This is a genomic window from Ruegeria sp. AL1, from assembly GCF_056540905.1.
The window spans coordinates 49,439-64,519 of record NZ_JBQFXP010000014.1; the positions used below are offsets into that span (position 1 = coordinate 49,439).

General features: G+C 53.3%; 11 protein-coding genes. 1 reads left to right on the plus strand and 10 read right to left on the minus strand.

The window, feature by feature from the left end; all coding sequences use genetic code 11:
- Window positions 1–30: 30 nt before the first annotated feature.
- The 8 genes from ACRZ9X_RS19935 to ACRZ9X_RS19970 all read right to left on the minus strand — a co-directional run bounded on the left by ACRZ9X_RS19935 (window position 31) and on the right by ACRZ9X_RS19970 (window position 8,233).
- Window positions 31–1,053, minus strand: coding sequence for an adenylate/guanylate cyclase domain-containing protein (locus tag ACRZ9X_RS19935; protein WP_480521822.1), 1,023 nt, complete (start codon window positions 1,051–1,053; stop codon window positions 31–33).
- 3 nt (window positions 1,054–1,056) lie between these two features.
- Window positions 1,057–1,416, minus strand: coding sequence for a group I truncated hemoglobin (locus tag ACRZ9X_RS19940; RefSeq protein ID WP_480521823.1), 360 nt, complete (start codon window positions 1,414–1,416; stop codon window positions 1,057–1,059).
- 115 nt (window positions 1,417–1,531) lie between these two features.
- Complete coding sequence (locus ACRZ9X_RS19945; RefSeq protein ID WP_480521824.1) at window positions 1,532–2,362, minus strand: class I SAM-dependent methyltransferase; 831 nt, start codon at window positions 2,360–2,362, stop codon at window positions 1,532–1,534.
- A 63-nt stretch (window positions 2,363–2,425) separates the two neighbouring features.
- Window positions 2,426–3,253, minus strand: a complete 828-nt coding sequence (locus ACRZ9X_RS19950) for an alpha/beta fold hydrolase (protein ID WP_480521825.1) — start codon at window positions 3,251–3,253, stop codon at window positions 2,426–2,428.
- A 567-nt stretch (window positions 3,254–3,820) separates the two neighbouring features.
- Complete coding sequence (gene galE, locus ACRZ9X_RS19955; protein ID WP_480521826.1) at window positions 3,821–4,828, minus strand: UDP-glucose 4-epimerase GalE; 1,008 nt, start codon at window positions 4,826–4,828, stop codon at window positions 3,821–3,823.
- A 37-nt stretch (window positions 4,829–4,865) separates the two neighbouring features.
- Entirely contained in the window at window positions 4,866–7,163 is a 2,298-nt protein-coding gene (locus tag ACRZ9X_RS19960; RefSeq protein ID WP_480521827.1) for a glycosyltransferase, read from the minus strand.
- Window positions 7,164–7,238: 75 nt separating this feature from the next.
- Window positions 7,239–7,925: an NAD(P)H-binding protein gene (locus tag ACRZ9X_RS19965; protein WP_480521828.1), complete on the minus strand. Its 687-nt coding sequence runs from the start codon at window positions 7,923–7,925 to the stop codon at window positions 7,239–7,241.
- Complete coding sequence (locus ACRZ9X_RS19970) at window positions 7,832–8,233, minus strand: DUF1348 family protein (RefSeq protein ID WP_480521829.1); 402 nt, start codon at window positions 8,231–8,233, stop codon at window positions 7,832–7,834. The genes ACRZ9X_RS19965 and ACRZ9X_RS19970 overlap by 94 nt, the downstream gene beginning before the upstream one ends.
- Window positions 8,234–8,420: 187 nt before the next feature.
- On the opposite strand from ACRZ9X_RS19970, the gene ACRZ9X_RS19975 reads away from it, so the two are divergent.
- On the plus strand, window positions 8,421–11,621 hold the full coding sequence (locus ACRZ9X_RS19975; RefSeq protein ID WP_480521830.1) for an ATP-binding protein: 3,201 nt from the start codon (window positions 8,421–8,423) through the stop codon (window positions 11,619–11,621).
- A 438-nt stretch (window positions 11,622–12,059) separates the two neighbouring features.
- Here ACRZ9X_RS19975 and ACRZ9X_RS19980 read toward each other — a convergent pair whose 3' ends face one another.
- Both ACRZ9X_RS19980 and ACRZ9X_RS19985 read right to left on the minus strand, forming a co-directional pair.
- Window positions 12,060–12,677: an HD domain-containing protein gene (locus ACRZ9X_RS19980; RefSeq protein WP_480521892.1), complete on the minus strand. Its 618-nt coding sequence runs from the start codon at window positions 12,675–12,677 to the stop codon at window positions 12,060–12,062.
- Window positions 12,678–12,854: 177 nt separating this feature from the next.
- Window positions 12,855–14,888, minus strand: a complete 2,034-nt coding sequence (locus ACRZ9X_RS19985; RefSeq protein WP_480521831.1) for a bifunctional aldolase/short-chain dehydrogenase — start codon at window positions 14,886–14,888, stop codon at window positions 12,855–12,857.
- Window positions 14,889–15,081 lie beyond the last annotated feature (193 nt).

Below are 15,081 nucleotides of genomic sequence, written 5' to 3' on the forward strand. Positions count from 1 at the left end.
ACTTTACATAATATTTCCGCGCGGAAAAAATCAATCGTTATCCGTCAACCGCCAGACATCCTGCTCGCCAAAACCTCGGATTGGTTTGGCCCCCACATTCTCCAGGTCGAACTGATCTCTTAGGACCCGTGCGACTTCGTCCTGAACTGAAATCTCCATCGGCTCAGAAAACTCTTGAAGGCGGGACGCCAGGTTAACAGCGGGGCCGAATATATCGTAGACGTATTTTTGAATACCAACCACGGACCCAACGACCGAACCAGAGGCGAGCCCGATGCGGCAGCGCCATTGATGGGGATGGCTCAGGTTGCGGCGCGTCAGATAGCGGACAAAGCGGATGGCGGTATTGGCGATGGCCTTGGCGTGATCCGGTGTTGGATCAGGCAACCCTGCGACCGTGATATAAGCATCTCCGATCGTTTTGATCCGCTCGCAGCCAAATTGTTCGCCAATGCGGTCAAAGGCGCTGTAAATGTCATTCAGTTCGGTGACCGTGACACTCGGGTCTTGCGATGCAACCATGTCGGTAAACCCGACAAAGTCCAGCATCAGAACCGAGACCGGATCGTACAGTTGAGGTGTGACAACGCCGAATGTCTTGTATTCCTCGTAAACAGACCGCGGCATCAGGTTCAGCAGTAATTTTTCGACCTGCTCTTTTTCCCGCTTCAGTTCGCGCGTGTTCCGCTCAACCATCATCGAATAGGAATCTATCATCGACTCCAGCTCTTTGATACGGGTGATGTTTTGGCAAACCAGTACAAGGACGTCATCTTGCGCGACCGTGAAATCCAGCGCAATCACCATCGTTCTGCGTTTTTTCTTGAAGCTGATCTCGGAGGTGTGACGCCCGGTTTCGACAAGTCCAGCCTGCACCGTATTAATATCCAGATCGGGGAAAAGCTGCTGCAGATGGCCCGCGTTGTCTTCATTGCTGAACCATTCGTCAAACGTGTCGTTGCGAAACCCGAACTGTAGTGTCTGACGGTCCAAAAGCGCCACGCCGACGCCTATGGCGCGGAGCAGCTGTTCATTGATGGCTTCGATAGTCATGATTTACCTAACGATCAGAGGACGGCGTTTTTCGAATTCCGCGACGACAGTATCGATATCTTCTGCCGCCACACTGTGTTTTTCCAACGCATCCTGAAGCACGGTCTCCAGCTCATCAAAATGGGCGTCCGTGATTTCAAGATGCGAATGAAGCTGACGCAATTGATTGTCTGTATAAGACGCAGGGCCCCCAAGAAGTGAAGCAATGAACTTTGTCTGGTGGTCGACCATCTTGGACATATCAACTTCGTCAAAGAACGGACCAACCTCGTCATTGTCCAGGAGGGTGTCGTAGAACGAGATCACGATCTTGCTGATCTTGGAAAACCCGCCGTATTTTTCATAAAGTGTACGTTCGGCCATCATTAAACCCCCTCTAAAAACTGGTACCCTAAAAGCGTTATGAATGCCGCAACCACCGGTGTTCAACGCCCTGGGATTTGGGCATTATAGAGCGTTGAACACAAACTTCACCTTATCAGCGACGTTTTACAATAATCTCTGCATATTCGGACGCGATACACAGCGCGTCATTGGTCGAGATGTCGAACTTGTCGATCAGCGCAATGATATCGGCCTTCAAGGCCGCCTGCCCGTCCGCGTCCAGAGCATCAAAGGCCTTTTGCATGGGGCCATAGAAGGTCCGGAAGTATTCCAGAAAGTGCTCGGCCGACCGGTAGCGGAACATGAAATTCTTTCGCTGGAACGAAACAACGTCACACTGTGCGCCAAAGGTTTCATCAATCCAATCGCGGTTGCCCCACATAGCAGGCGAATTCACACCTGCAGGCGGCGGCACGTGCTTGCCGATGGCTTTGAACAGCAGCCCAATGAAACTCTCTGGCGTCCAGTTCGCCATTCCGATCTTGCCACCGGTTTTGACCATGCGCTGCAGTTCAGTGGCCGATTGCTGCTGGTTTGGTGTAAACATCACCCCGAAGGTCGAGACGACTGCGTCAAAGGACTGATCCGGGAAGGGTAGGTCCTCGGCATCGGCGACCTTGTAGGTGACGAACAGACCTTCGGCCTTTGCGCGTCTTCCGCTGGCATCCAGCAGAGCCTCGACATAATCGGTCGAGGTGACATCGCAAAAACGTCTGGCGAACGCCAGGGTGGCATTGCCGTTTCCGGCAGCAACATCAAGAACTTTGGCATTTGGCACCATATCCATGGCTTCGGCCAGTTCTTCCCCTGTAATTTGCAGAGTCACCCCGACCTTGCCGTAATCCCCGGATCCCCAGGCGGCATTCTGCTTGGCCTTGATGGCTGCAAAGTCGGTCGTTGTGTCGATGTTTTTTTGGAGTCCCATAGTCTTTAACCTCTTGGAGTTGTACCGGTCTCACGCCCGGCGGTTTCATCGAATTTCGACAGGTTACGCTGCTTCCTGATCAGGCCAGCTGACATTGGCGGCGGACCGTTCAACGCTGGCCACATGCTCAAAGATTCTCGAGTTGACCCATTCAGGTTGCGAAACCGGTGCCATATGCCCCAGCTCGGGAAGCAGCGCGATCCGTGCGTTGGGCAGCGCTTGGGCGATCGCCCCTGATACGTGCTGCGTGATTTCCGGCGATTCCAGCCCTGTCATCACCAGCGACGGGATATCGAGCCCGGACAAATCCTTCAGTTCCCAGTCTTCCGCCAACCCGTTGGCGAAATCGGCCTTCACGGAGGCAAGCATGCCCGCAAACCGATGCTTGGCTGCTGTTGGAAGCGCGTCCCAAAATCCTTCTTCGTTCCAGAAGTCCAGAAAGCGCTTCAGGCCTGTAAACGGATCACCTTTTTCGACCGCCGCAGTCACCACATCGGACAAGGTTTGGATTTGCTTGAACATCGGGTTTTCCTGCGCGAGGAAATGGAAGGACGCAGGTTCATAAACTGTCAGGCTTTTGACAAGGTCAGGGCGCATCAAGGCAACCTTGATCGCAATCCCGCCACCGTTCGAGTGGCCCACCAAGTGCACAGCCTGCCCCAGCGCTTCAATTTCCCGAATAACCGGCACTGCCGAAATGGCCGTCCCTGTCTGCGAAGTGTCACCAACCAAAGGCGTGCGCCCGTAACCGGGAAGGTCAATGGCGTGAACATCAAAACGCCCCTCGAGATCTGCGATCAGCTGGGCCCATTGTCCGCCACTGGATGCAGAAGAATGCAATGCAACAATAGGCGCATTGGAAACGTCGGAAGATCTAAATGGAATAGTCATCGTTCTTACCCATTTGCGTTTGGAATAGGCAAAAACTGACCGTTGTTTGTTTCAAAGAAATTTCGCAAAGCGGTGTGACGTGTTTCATTTGTACTATGTGAAATGGGTCACTTAATGGCGTAAACATATAAAAAATAGAGGATAAATCGCCTCGGATGATTATTGAATTCTCAAGTCAGAAACAATTGAAACCTACGGCTTCGGTTCTGGCCTCCTTTATTACGCTTAAGAACTTTGACGCAGCCCCCAGAAATCAGGCCACAGAGGAGTTATTCGTCAGACTTCGTGTCTGACGACCACGACAGCGGCCAGCAGTTCCGAATGTAGTCCACCGTGAATGACTACACGCGCGAGACGTTGGCAACTGTCGTGGATCGAACATTGTCGGGTGAGAGGACTGGATGAGCTTACGGGCAGGCGTGGGTCGAAGTCTTCTGACATGGCTCGTTGAAGACCAAACAGTGTGAAACCAACTCAAAACAAAGCTATTCGAAGTTTTAGAACCGTTTGCTTTTCTGGCTTCACCGGAAATGCCAACCGATTTTCAGTCAAATAGGTTGAAAACACTCAACCTCTTTGCTGCAACATCCAATTCCAACTCGTCTTGCACATATCATCAAGGCCTCGCGAAGCCTTGAAACCCAGAAGTTGATTTGCATGAGTGGGGTCGGCAACAACAGAATCCACATCCCCCGGACGGCGAGGCATTAACCTGTAAGGTAGCTCTCGCCGACATGCCTTTTGGTACGCTTCATGCATTTCAAGAACCGAATATCCTCGTCCGGTGCCAAGGTTGGCTATATGACTTCCAGTACCCTCCAGAAGTTCCGCAAGTGAAAGCACGTGCCCCTCAGCCAAGTCCATCACATGAATGTAGTCTCGCACTCCAGTTCCGTCGGGCGTATCATAATCTGTTCCGAAGACGCGGAGATGGGGCAGATCACCCGTGGCAACCCTTGCTATGTAAGGCATCAGATTATCCGGTGTGCCTTTCGTCGATTCTCCGATTAACGCCGAGTCATGAGCACCTACAGGATTAAAGTACCGCAAAACGCCAATTTTCCACCTAGGGTCGAATTTCTGTAGATCTGCAAGCAGTTCTTCACTGACCAGCTTCGTAAAACCATAAGGGTTAGTGGAACTAAGCGGCGCGCTTTCCTTGACTGGCAAGATGTCGGGAATGCCATAAACCGTTGCCGATGAGGAAAAAACGAGGTTGAAGACCCCCGCAGTTCGCATTTCATTTAGCAGAGAGATCAATCCAGAAACGTTATTGTCGTAATATTCGACTGGCATTCGGGTCGACTCGGCAACCGACTTCTTCGCAGCAAAGTGTATGACAGCATCTATTGTGTGCGTCTTGAAAATTCGACGTATTGCGGCTCGATCTAAAAGGTCGTCTGCAAAGAACGTAACTTGCCCGCCTGTCAGTTTCTCCAATCGCTGGGGCACGTCCGCAAGCGCATTCGAAAAGTTGTCGACAATAACAACTCCATAGCCCGCCTCTACCAGAGCGGCGTATGTGTGAGAGCCGATATAGCCCGCACCTCCGGTTAATAGAACGGTGGGCTTCATATCTGCGTCTGCTCCGATCGATTTAACTCTTCGCTCATCACCCAATTGTTTTTTTAATTTTTCGCTTCAAAGACCAAAGCATGTACTTTTTTCTTTTGCCAGAGAGTCCTTTAGCGCCCTTCTTGAAGCTTCGGAGCATCGCTCTGGCACGGCGCACATCGTTCGTTTCCTCGAAATGCTGAATAGAATTTGACACCACCTCGCCAAATTTGTAGGCGAGTTGAGGTGTTGAAACCAGTCTTGTCTCTTCTGAAACATCCGCGGTGCCTAAAAAATTCTGTAGTGCATACGCCAATGCCACAGGGTCGTAGATTCCGGCGGCTTTATTACGTTCAATCAGGGTATTGGCCCAATTGCTGTATGCTAACAACTCGTCCTCCCGAAATCCACGATAGTTCGACGAAATAGCCTCAATAAACTTCATATCGGTCTGCGACAACTCTCCAACGAGATGACTGAAGTTTTTCTCGATCACAAATGTTCTGGTTGCCGTTTGAATGCCCTCTCTTTGAGAGGTTATCGAGCCCTCGTGTTTGCGATAGTAAACGACAGGAATTGGCAGAACGTGGCCCTTCGAAGCACTATTTGCTGCCATGTTCCGACTGACCCAATCGAAGTCAACGCCGGCTGCCAAACTCTCATCAAATGGCTCGAGAAAAAACCTACGCCGAAACGCGTAACTCGGAAAACGGCCTGCCATGCCTGCCAGCAATCGTGTTCTCAGATCGTAAAAGTTCTTGTCTCTCGGTCTGGAACCTATGTTATTTAGGCAATCCTCACCAAATGTTGAGAACGAGACCACGTCAGCATCCGGAAAGGCATCAAAATACTTCAATGTCAGACTCAGCCTGTCCGGAGCACTAATATCATCGAAATCGGCAACGACAAAAATGTCGCCCGTGCCTGCATGAAACGCTGTATTTAGCGCAGCAGACCGTCCTTTTCCGCCGCCGTCTACAACGACAAAGCGGTTGTCATCATTTGCCAACTCACGAATTTTCGCAAGTGTTTCATCGGTGGACCCATCATCAACGATGACAACTTCGTAGTTGGAATAGTCTTGGGTTGTCCATGATAGTGCATAATCATCCAACCAACGCTCACCATTCCTGACCGTGGTGACAACCGTGATTTTGCGAGACTTCCCGTCGGAAGTAGCCGCCGCAAGTTTGTTGTCTATTGCAGCGCCGGCCGCAGTCGCCTCGGGAAGGTGACCCTGCTTGCGTAGCATGCCGTGAAGACCGAAACAGTCCGGGGTTACCGTCTCCACATAGCGTTTCAAGGCCGCGTATCTTTGTTTCTTTTCTTCTAGATGCGCTTCGCCTTTTGAGTAGTCGTGCAAAAGTACCGCGTTCGGCTCGTACACAAACCCCCGTGGACCATAAAATCGCCACATCCGGGCGCAGAGCTCGACACCTTCGTGACCGGCTAGAACGGGATCAAATCCATCGTGCCGCAAGAAATCTGCTCGGAGCACGCAAGATACACCCTCACCGTTCAAAAACGAGAGGCTGCGAAAATCTCCCAGATCGTAGTTGCTGGGTGCCGAGTCCAAATCCAGCGTTAGCGGCCTGATTCTGCCCCGAACCATAGGCGCGCCTGTTTCACGGGCACAACAAAGCAGGTTTTCAATACAACCTTCTTCGACGAGCCCGTCATCGTCCAGAAATATCAACCACTTGCCACGGGCAATTCGTGCACCGATGTTACGGCCCATACTACAGCCAACAACAAACGGTGTATCTATGTTTTGAAAAGCACCAAAAAACCGTTGAGCACGGGCTTTGAGATTATCGTTGCCATTGCTGACAAGAATTAGTTCTAGGTCATCGCGAAATTGGTTTGACACCCTTTCCAGGGCTTCACCTATCCGTTCATTGTCTTTGTGGCTCAATATCACAACCGAAGCGGTAATTTCTTGGTCCGGTCTATCATCGTCTCCAACACGCTCAACATTGCATTCTGCCAAAAGATTTGCTTCCACATGTCGTAATTTTCTTTGAGCGTCGAGATAGCGACCTTCGGCGAAGCTTGTTTGTGCCTGCGAAAAATTCTTTTCCAAGGTATCGAGCAATTTATCTCTCCTGGACGCAACGGGTTTTTGGGCCCGTCTCCGTGTCTTAAAATCGTGCACCACACAACTCAATTGAGTAGTAAGGTCAAGGACAAATTTCCAGGACATAGCCGTGGTGACCGCCGCCACCCAACCCCTGACGATACGGCGTGGCGGCTTGCCATAATAGGATGTCTGGTCTTGGTTCCTTGCACCAGAATTGTTGGTTTGACAGGATTTGGACGGCCCGTTTCCTTTTTCTCCCTCAGAAATCAGGAACATCCGATATTTGTCTGACTGCGGCCGAACAGCTGGCAACGTGCGGTTGCATACAGCATCCTTTTAACCACACTACGTCTACAGACCTGACAGGTGGTTTCTTGCTTTTTCGTCAATCAACAGCACGGGGCGCATGACAAATGTATCCAGACCGCTTTGAGCCAAGACGAATTCCCTTTTCTCCAAGTCGCGACACGACACTGTAAAGTTACCTATCACCATGATCTTCATAATCTCCGGAGTCGGGACGACTCTGCTGTCGCCAACGGCGGTGGCGCTGACGGCGATAATGCGTTGAACTTCATGGGACCGCTTCGCTCGAACGGTTTTTTCTGAAAGTGCTTGGATAAAATTGGTTGAGGATATCACTGGTGACCGTGGATCAGCCGGGGTTTCTCTCAAGATGTCCAAAGCAGAGGCTACGGAACCATGGCCCGACGTGATCCGGTCCAGAAGAGCTGCATTCATGAGATGACCTTCAACGATGGACGGCCGCCGCGATCTACACGCTCTGCCTTTGGTCAAACGATATTCGAACGCTCCTGGCGAGCGCAGAGGAAGGAGTGTTTCAGCACTGACCCGGGCATGGTGCCTGACACAACCGACGCCCGGAGCAGCCGGTTGTGATGCGCGGTCCATAAGTTCCGTGCATTGGGCAATTTTGGCCCCCGTCAGGGTACTTGTCCAGCGACCTGTCGTTCGTAATCCACGGCATCGAACCAACCCAGTGAATTGGTGATGCGACATTTTTCGTCCAGTTCCCATTCTTCCCAGCCGCTGGCCTTCACGAGATTACCGGTATCCGCGTGATGCCCTTCAAGCGTCCAACCAAAGATCGCATGGCCCCCGGCAAGTCGCACAAAGTCCCTTGTCAGTTTCAAGTCGGGGAAAGAGGCCATGAACCCACCAGCCATGGCGATCATAGCATCGCGTCCGAATTGGTTCTCTCCGCGATTGATCGTGATACCCTTATCAGGAGCATAGTGATCAGCCACGGCCTCGGGGTTGCCTGAGTTCCATGCCGTAGTATAAGTCTCGGTCATTTTCTCGAACAATTTTATATCCAATCGCATTCCATCTTTCCGATCTGCAAATTCCGAAACAGCCTAGTTGGCATACCACTTACATGTCCACCAGCCGGTGATTTCCTTCAGGTGTCATCAATTCGGACATTTCAACCTCTGGGGAATACTCGTTGCCCAATTCGTGCTTATCGGAAACACTACAAATACAGCACGATCGCAAAGGGCCACGAAACTCATGTCCGATCTCGCCGAATGGCTGACACGAAATAGGCTCCTTAAACTGGAACCGGTTTTGGTTGAAAATGAGATCGATCTTGATGTCCTTTTTGACCTGACGGATGAGGATTTGCGTGAGATCGGCCTCTCAATGGGTGCGCGTAAACGGCTCCGTACAGCTATTGAGGCCAATGAACCCGATCAAGCCAAGTCCGACAAACCAAGTGTGCCCGAGATCAAACGCGAAGCCGAGCGTCGCCATCTGACGACGTTGTTCGTCGATCTTGCCGGCTCGACGGCACTCTCGGCACGGCTGGATCCTGAAGACATGGGCGAGATGATCAAGCGCTATCAAAATACCGTGGCGGGCATCGTCACTCGCTATGAAGGAAATGTGGCGAAATACATGGGTGACGGCGTCCTGTGCTATTTTGGCTGGCCTGTGGCGCATGAAGACGACGCCGAACGTGCTGTGCGATCAGCGTTGGAAATTGCGACGTCGATCAGCGAAATGCAATCGCCAGATGGGCAGACCCTGTCTGTGCGGGCCGGAGTGGCGACGGGCATGGTGGTTGTTGGTGACCTCATCGGTGAAGGGGCGTCACGGGAAGAAACCGTTGTTGGAGATACGCCAAACCTTGCCGCGCGTCTTCAGGCATTGGCAGAACCGGGACAGGTTCTGGTTCCGGAAGCGACGAAGCTGCTGATCAAAGACACGTTCGAACTGGAAGAGTTGGGTCGCTTTAACATTAAGGGTTTGGATACGCCGGTGCCAGCGTGGAGGGTCGGAAGCGAGCGCAGTCTAGAGAGCCGGTTCGAGACTGAGGACCTCAATCCTGTCCTACCTATGGTAGGTCGCAGTCACGAACTGGGACTAATCATGGAGCGCTGGCAACGCGCAATTTCCGGAGAAGGTCAAGTCGCAGTGCTGATCGGTGAAGCGGGCATCGGCAAGTCCAGACTGACACGTGCCGTTATTGACGCAACCGCGGCGCAGGATCACTTCCGGATGAATTATCACTGCTCGCCCTACCATACGGATTCGAGTTTCTACCCGGTCATCCAGCAACTGTTACACGCCATGAAAGACCTGGAAACCGACACGACAGACCAAAGGACCGCGAAGCTTCGCCAGCAACTTCGCGCCGCTGATCCAGCGATCATTGCTGAGCTTCTTCAGATTGAACCGAGACCAACTGCCGAAAAACCCGATCTGACACCACAGCAGCTTCGGGTCAGGATCATGGAAGAAACATCGGCAGAATTGCAGGCGCTTTCACGAGAAAAACCGGTTCTTCTTGTCGTGGAAGACGCACATTGGTGCGATGCCTCGACACTCGCGATGCTCGAGGCGTGTCTGGATCGGATTGCGACCGAACGGGTCATGATCCTGATTACAGGAAGGCCGACATTCCAGCACGCGTTTGGAGGTCATCCAATCGTATCCAAGCTTACGTTGAACCGGTTGGGATCAGAGCAGATCCAAGCCATTCTCACCAAGATATCGGGCGGGAAATCGCTTCCCGACGAATTGATCAAGGAAATCGTCCACCGAACCGACGGCGTGCCACTGTTTGTAGAGGAGTTGACAAAAACCATATTGGAATCGGGCGACCTGATTGAAACCGAAGACTGCTTTCAGCTGGCCGGCCCCATTGATCGGGTGACCATCCCGGCGACCTTGCATGACTCCCTCATGGCCCGAATTGACCGCCTTCAACCAGTGAAGGAAATTGCGCAGATGGCCGCTTGCATCGGGAGAAGTTTCGACTGTGTGTCATTGGCAAAGATCGCTCGGGTTGATGATTTGACGCTCAACGATGCACTGGAACAGCTTGAGCGCAGCGAGCTGGTGTTTCGACGGGGGATACCTCCGGACGCAACATATGTCTTTAAGCACGCCTTGGTTCGGGATGTCGCCTACGAAAGCCTGCTGAAACGTCGACGGCTCGAAATCCACCACAGACTGACTGAACTGTTCGAGGCCGACCCGACCGCGCCTCCGGAGTTGGTTGCATATCATGCGACTGAGGCCGGGTTGATGGAAAAGGCCGTTACCTTGTGGGGCGAGGCCGCCAGAAAAGCTCAGGCCCGACCGGCTTATGTTGAAGCAAGCAATCATCTGAGAAATGCCCTTTCGCTGGTTGCGGATTTGCTGGACAAACCGGTATGGCGCGAACGAGAGTTGGCGCTTCTGGTACAACTCGCCCAAGTGCATATCGCCAAGGACGGCTATGCATCAGCGGAAGCCAGCGAGTCATTCTCACGAGCGTTGGAACGGATTGAGGCGACCACGGATCCCGAACTCAAGGTCGCAATCTACTATGGGACCTGGATCGCACCTTACATCGGCAACGATCTGAACAAAGCGTTCAATCTGGTTTCAAGACTTGTCGATGACATGGCGAATGAACCTGACCCGATTCCAAAGCTGATCTCGCGCCGGATGCGGGCCGCGACCCTGATCGCCAAAGGCTTCTCTGCCGAAGCTCTTCAGGATCTTGAAACCGCATACGAGCTTTATCAGTCGGCCGAGATCGTGGATTTTTCGACCAAGTTCGCACAGGATCCGGGTGTTCAAATCTGGTGTTACATGCTCCTTGCGCAATGGATGTGCGGCGACGCAGATACGGCGCAACAGACCTGCGACAAGGCCCTTGCCCGCGCTCGCGAGCTCAAACATGCGAACACCATTTGTTATGCGGGTCTGCACGCAGTCACTCTGTCGATCTGGAATGGCGACATAGAAAGCGCGACCGAGATCAATGAGGAAATGCGTCAGGTATCGGATGAACACGACATGGAATTATGGAAGGACTTTGTTTCTATTCATGACGCTGTCCTGGCTTGTATGACGGATATGCCTGGCGCGGCCCATCAGTTGGACAAGGCCCTGGAAGAGTACCGCGCAAAAGGGTGCTGGCTCTGGGTAACGCTCTATTTGGCCGAACAGGCGAAAGCCCTGCTCAGGGCCGGTGATCCTGACGCAGCCCACCAAGCAGTGGATCGTGCGTTGCGAGAACAGGATATCACAGGAGAACATTGGGCTGAGGCTGAGTTGCTCCGTATCAAAGGAAAAATCAGAGCAGCACGGGGCGATTCCGAGTCAGCGATTGCCGCTTTTGACCAGGCTATCGCAGTTGCGCGGGCACAAAAGGCCCAAATGTTGACCGAGCGCACGTTTCGTTCAAAACACGCTCTCTGCGACGCAAGCACTTGAGCGCGCGGATACCTGGCGTGCATCTTGATGCAGAACTCTCCTTTTAAATGGTTGAACTTCGCAGCAAACCAATAGTTCCGAGAGATACGACGCCCCAATAAATCGGATAATCTCCCACCTACAGACCCGTCGCTTCGAACTCTCGTTGCGATCACTCAATTCGAGCAAAATCGAACTTTCAGTCCCCGGATCAACGAGTTATTGGCAATTTCCACAGGTCTTTGACCACATACTGAATGGCTTCCGGATGCCTTTGCAACGTCTTTGCGGGTTTCAAAGCGCGTACAGGGAGCGAATTGGACCTATCGAGCTTTGAGGCCGCTCCTGTCGCTCTCTTTGGCAGCCATTCTTTCGCAGGCAAGGGTCTTTTCCAACCGAAAGGTGAATGCCCGCGTCGTGGATTTTAGAACCCATTGATGTGTTCGAATATGGCAACCCTCAGAGCCTCGCTCGCGCCACCTCCGACACGACAAGAGGCTGGTCGGGGGCCTGTGTTACCGACGGATCATATGGCTTGCGGGCAAAAACTTCGTGGACCATGGGCGCGAAGAAAGACAAGGGCAACGTGTCATAATCGGGGTCGAAACTGGCCTGGTCCCACCGTTCGCAAAACTCGGCGCAATCGTCGAAGTATTTATGACCACGATGACGCTCGCGTTTGTTCTGGTCGAAACCCTCCAGGTGATGACCGTAATAGAGCATCTGGAAGTCGCCATGTGTTTCCACACACCAGCGGCATTGCTCTCGAACGAACGGCTTCAGGATGGTGGCTGCATATTCATCGTGGTTATAGGGCGCGAAGATGTCGCCAATGTCGTGCAACAGTGCGGACACAACCCAGTCGATATCTGCGCCGTCGCGCCACGCTCGGGTCGCGGATTGCACCGAATGGCCAAGCCGCGTGATCTGGTAGCCCGAAAGGCTTTCATCGAGATGTTCCAACGCATGCAAAAGCCGATCCGCGGTACCTTTCGTATATTCAATTTCATGCGTGTTCAGGAATTCATATTCTTCCTTAGTGCCGTCTTTCATCTGAGTGAAATTCACACGCTCCATCTCGGGCCTTCCCTTTTTCACTGAGTCATCTTCACGTTAGCAACACAGGTGTCCTGACGCCAATAGGGCGATCGGATCAGTGCCGGTCAAGAACCCGGTATTGCAACTTCGTACACATTTGAGTGGCATAGTTTGCCTTTAAAGGAGTTGCGCGAGACCAAAACGGGTCTGCGTATATCATCGCAACTCAGCCTCGGTATTGCCTCCATCGACTGTCACCACATGACCCGTCGTCCGTTCCATGCGTGCCAGATTGACAAAACCGTCAGCGACATGGCGCGCCTCGACCTCGCGACCCAGAAGGTTGCCGCCCATATAGGTATCCGTGCTGACCCCACGCGCAGCGGCACGTTCCTTGATAAAGTCGTCAGTCAACAGGCCGGACCGGATACGGTCGGCGTTCATGCCATTAACTCGGATGCCTGAGCCCGCAAGCTCTAGCGTCAATTGCCGCATCAGGAACATGGTCGCCGCCTTGGGCGTCCCGTAGGCCCCAAAATTCTTGCCCGGGTTCACCGCCTGTTTCGAGATATTGAACAGAATCTGCCCGCCACGCCCCTGCGCTTGCATCAATCGAGCGGCAGCAGAGGCAAAACTCTTGTGAGCGAAAAAATTTAACTCGAACGCCTGCCGAAAGGCAGCGTCGTCCAAATCCAGCAACGCACCGCTGGTGGCCGCGCCCGCGTTCGAGATCAGTATGTCCAGCCCGCCAAACGCAAGGATAGCCGCGTTCATCGCCCGATCAGCCGCACCCTCAGAGGTGATGTCATCGGCATGTGTTGCATGCCACCGGCCCAAACTGTCCTGCGCCTTGTTCAGCGCGTCTTGATTCATGTCTACCAGCAGCACGTTTGCACCCCCGGCTGCAAAGGCTTGTGCCGTGGCCAGGCCGATGGCGCCTGCGCCGCCGGTGACCATGACAACCTTGCCCTGAAACGACGGCGGTGAACCTTTTCCAAGTTTTGCCTGTTCCAGCGACCAGTATTCGCAGTCGAACATGTCCTTTTCGCTGATCGGGTAAAAGCCGCCCGCGTCCTCACCAACCGCGCGCACGCGGATGTTCTGTTCGGCCAGATCGGCGGCGGCGGCGGCCGCTTTGGCGTTGCCGCCCATGCCAACAATTCCAATCCCTTCGATCCAGGCGTGTTTCGGGTCGGGCCTCAGCAACGTTTTAGGCTCTTTGGCATGCGGGGCCTGACGTTGGAAATACGCTCGGTAATCATCAGCGAAAGCTTCAACCTTGGCCTTTATGGACGCGCGGCTGACCATATCCGAGCGACGCAGCACAAGCGGACGGCCCTTGGTGCGGATAACGTGATCGGGCGATGCCATCCCGCGTGTTGCCAACGCATCCAAATCTGACCGCGCCATGAAGGCATGGGTGTGATCACCATTGCGCAGATCGAAAACAGGCATCGCGCCGTCACGATCCGCGTTCACCTCGGCAATCACGCCACGCAGGACAGGCAATACCCCAAGCCCTTCTGCAGCACGGCGACCTCCGATCGGAGTGGGTTGGGTCAGGCCCAGATAAGCGGCAACCTCGTTCGTGTGGCTGACAATCTTGTCGTAGCTTTCCCGGGCTGTGTCACCAAACGCGAAATGACCGTGCTGCAGCAGCAACAGGCCTTCGACATCCGGATTTGCATCGTAGACATCCGCCGCCGCCTTAGCAAGATCGAACCCGGGCATGATGTAAGGCACAATCCCAAGACGTTCACCGAAGATTTCGCGGCAAACCTTGGCGGCGTTGGGCAAATCAGCCAGGATCAGAAAGGGTGTGGCATGGGTATGATCCACGTATTTGTGCGGCAGGAACGCATGTAGCAGCGTTTCAACCGACGGGTTCGGCGATGCCGAACTCAGCAGGTTCGAGCGCTGGTAATCGACCATATCCTCGTCGGACAACGTGTCGAGGACCCGTGCCTTCAACAAGGGATCGAGCCAAACACCCGGCAGCCCCGGTGCCTCAATCGTATCCAGATCCCATCCCGAGCCCTTGACATGCAAGACCCGTTGCATTTGCCCAAAGAGATCAGAGCGTTCCAGTTTGACCGAGGTATTGCCGCCGCCATGCATCAACAGATCGGGGTTTTGGCCAATGAGGCGCGACGTATAAACCCGCTCGGCCAATTCCTGATCAGCCGGGTCGTCACCCGCCGCCGCACGCCATTCTGCGGCCTTTGCTGCGTCATACCGGTTTTCGATCATGCCAAAATATCCTTGTTCTGCCCGACGTCGGTCGGGATACATGCAAAACGACAAAAGAGCGCTCGTTTGCTTGGATTTCAGCACGTTTACACATGCAGCAAAGCCCTCGGGTTTGAAACGATTGTTAGTGCATGTTTTCACATTGATCCATCAACAAGATCATCTGGGGTGCGTCGGGGCAGAGAGAGATTGC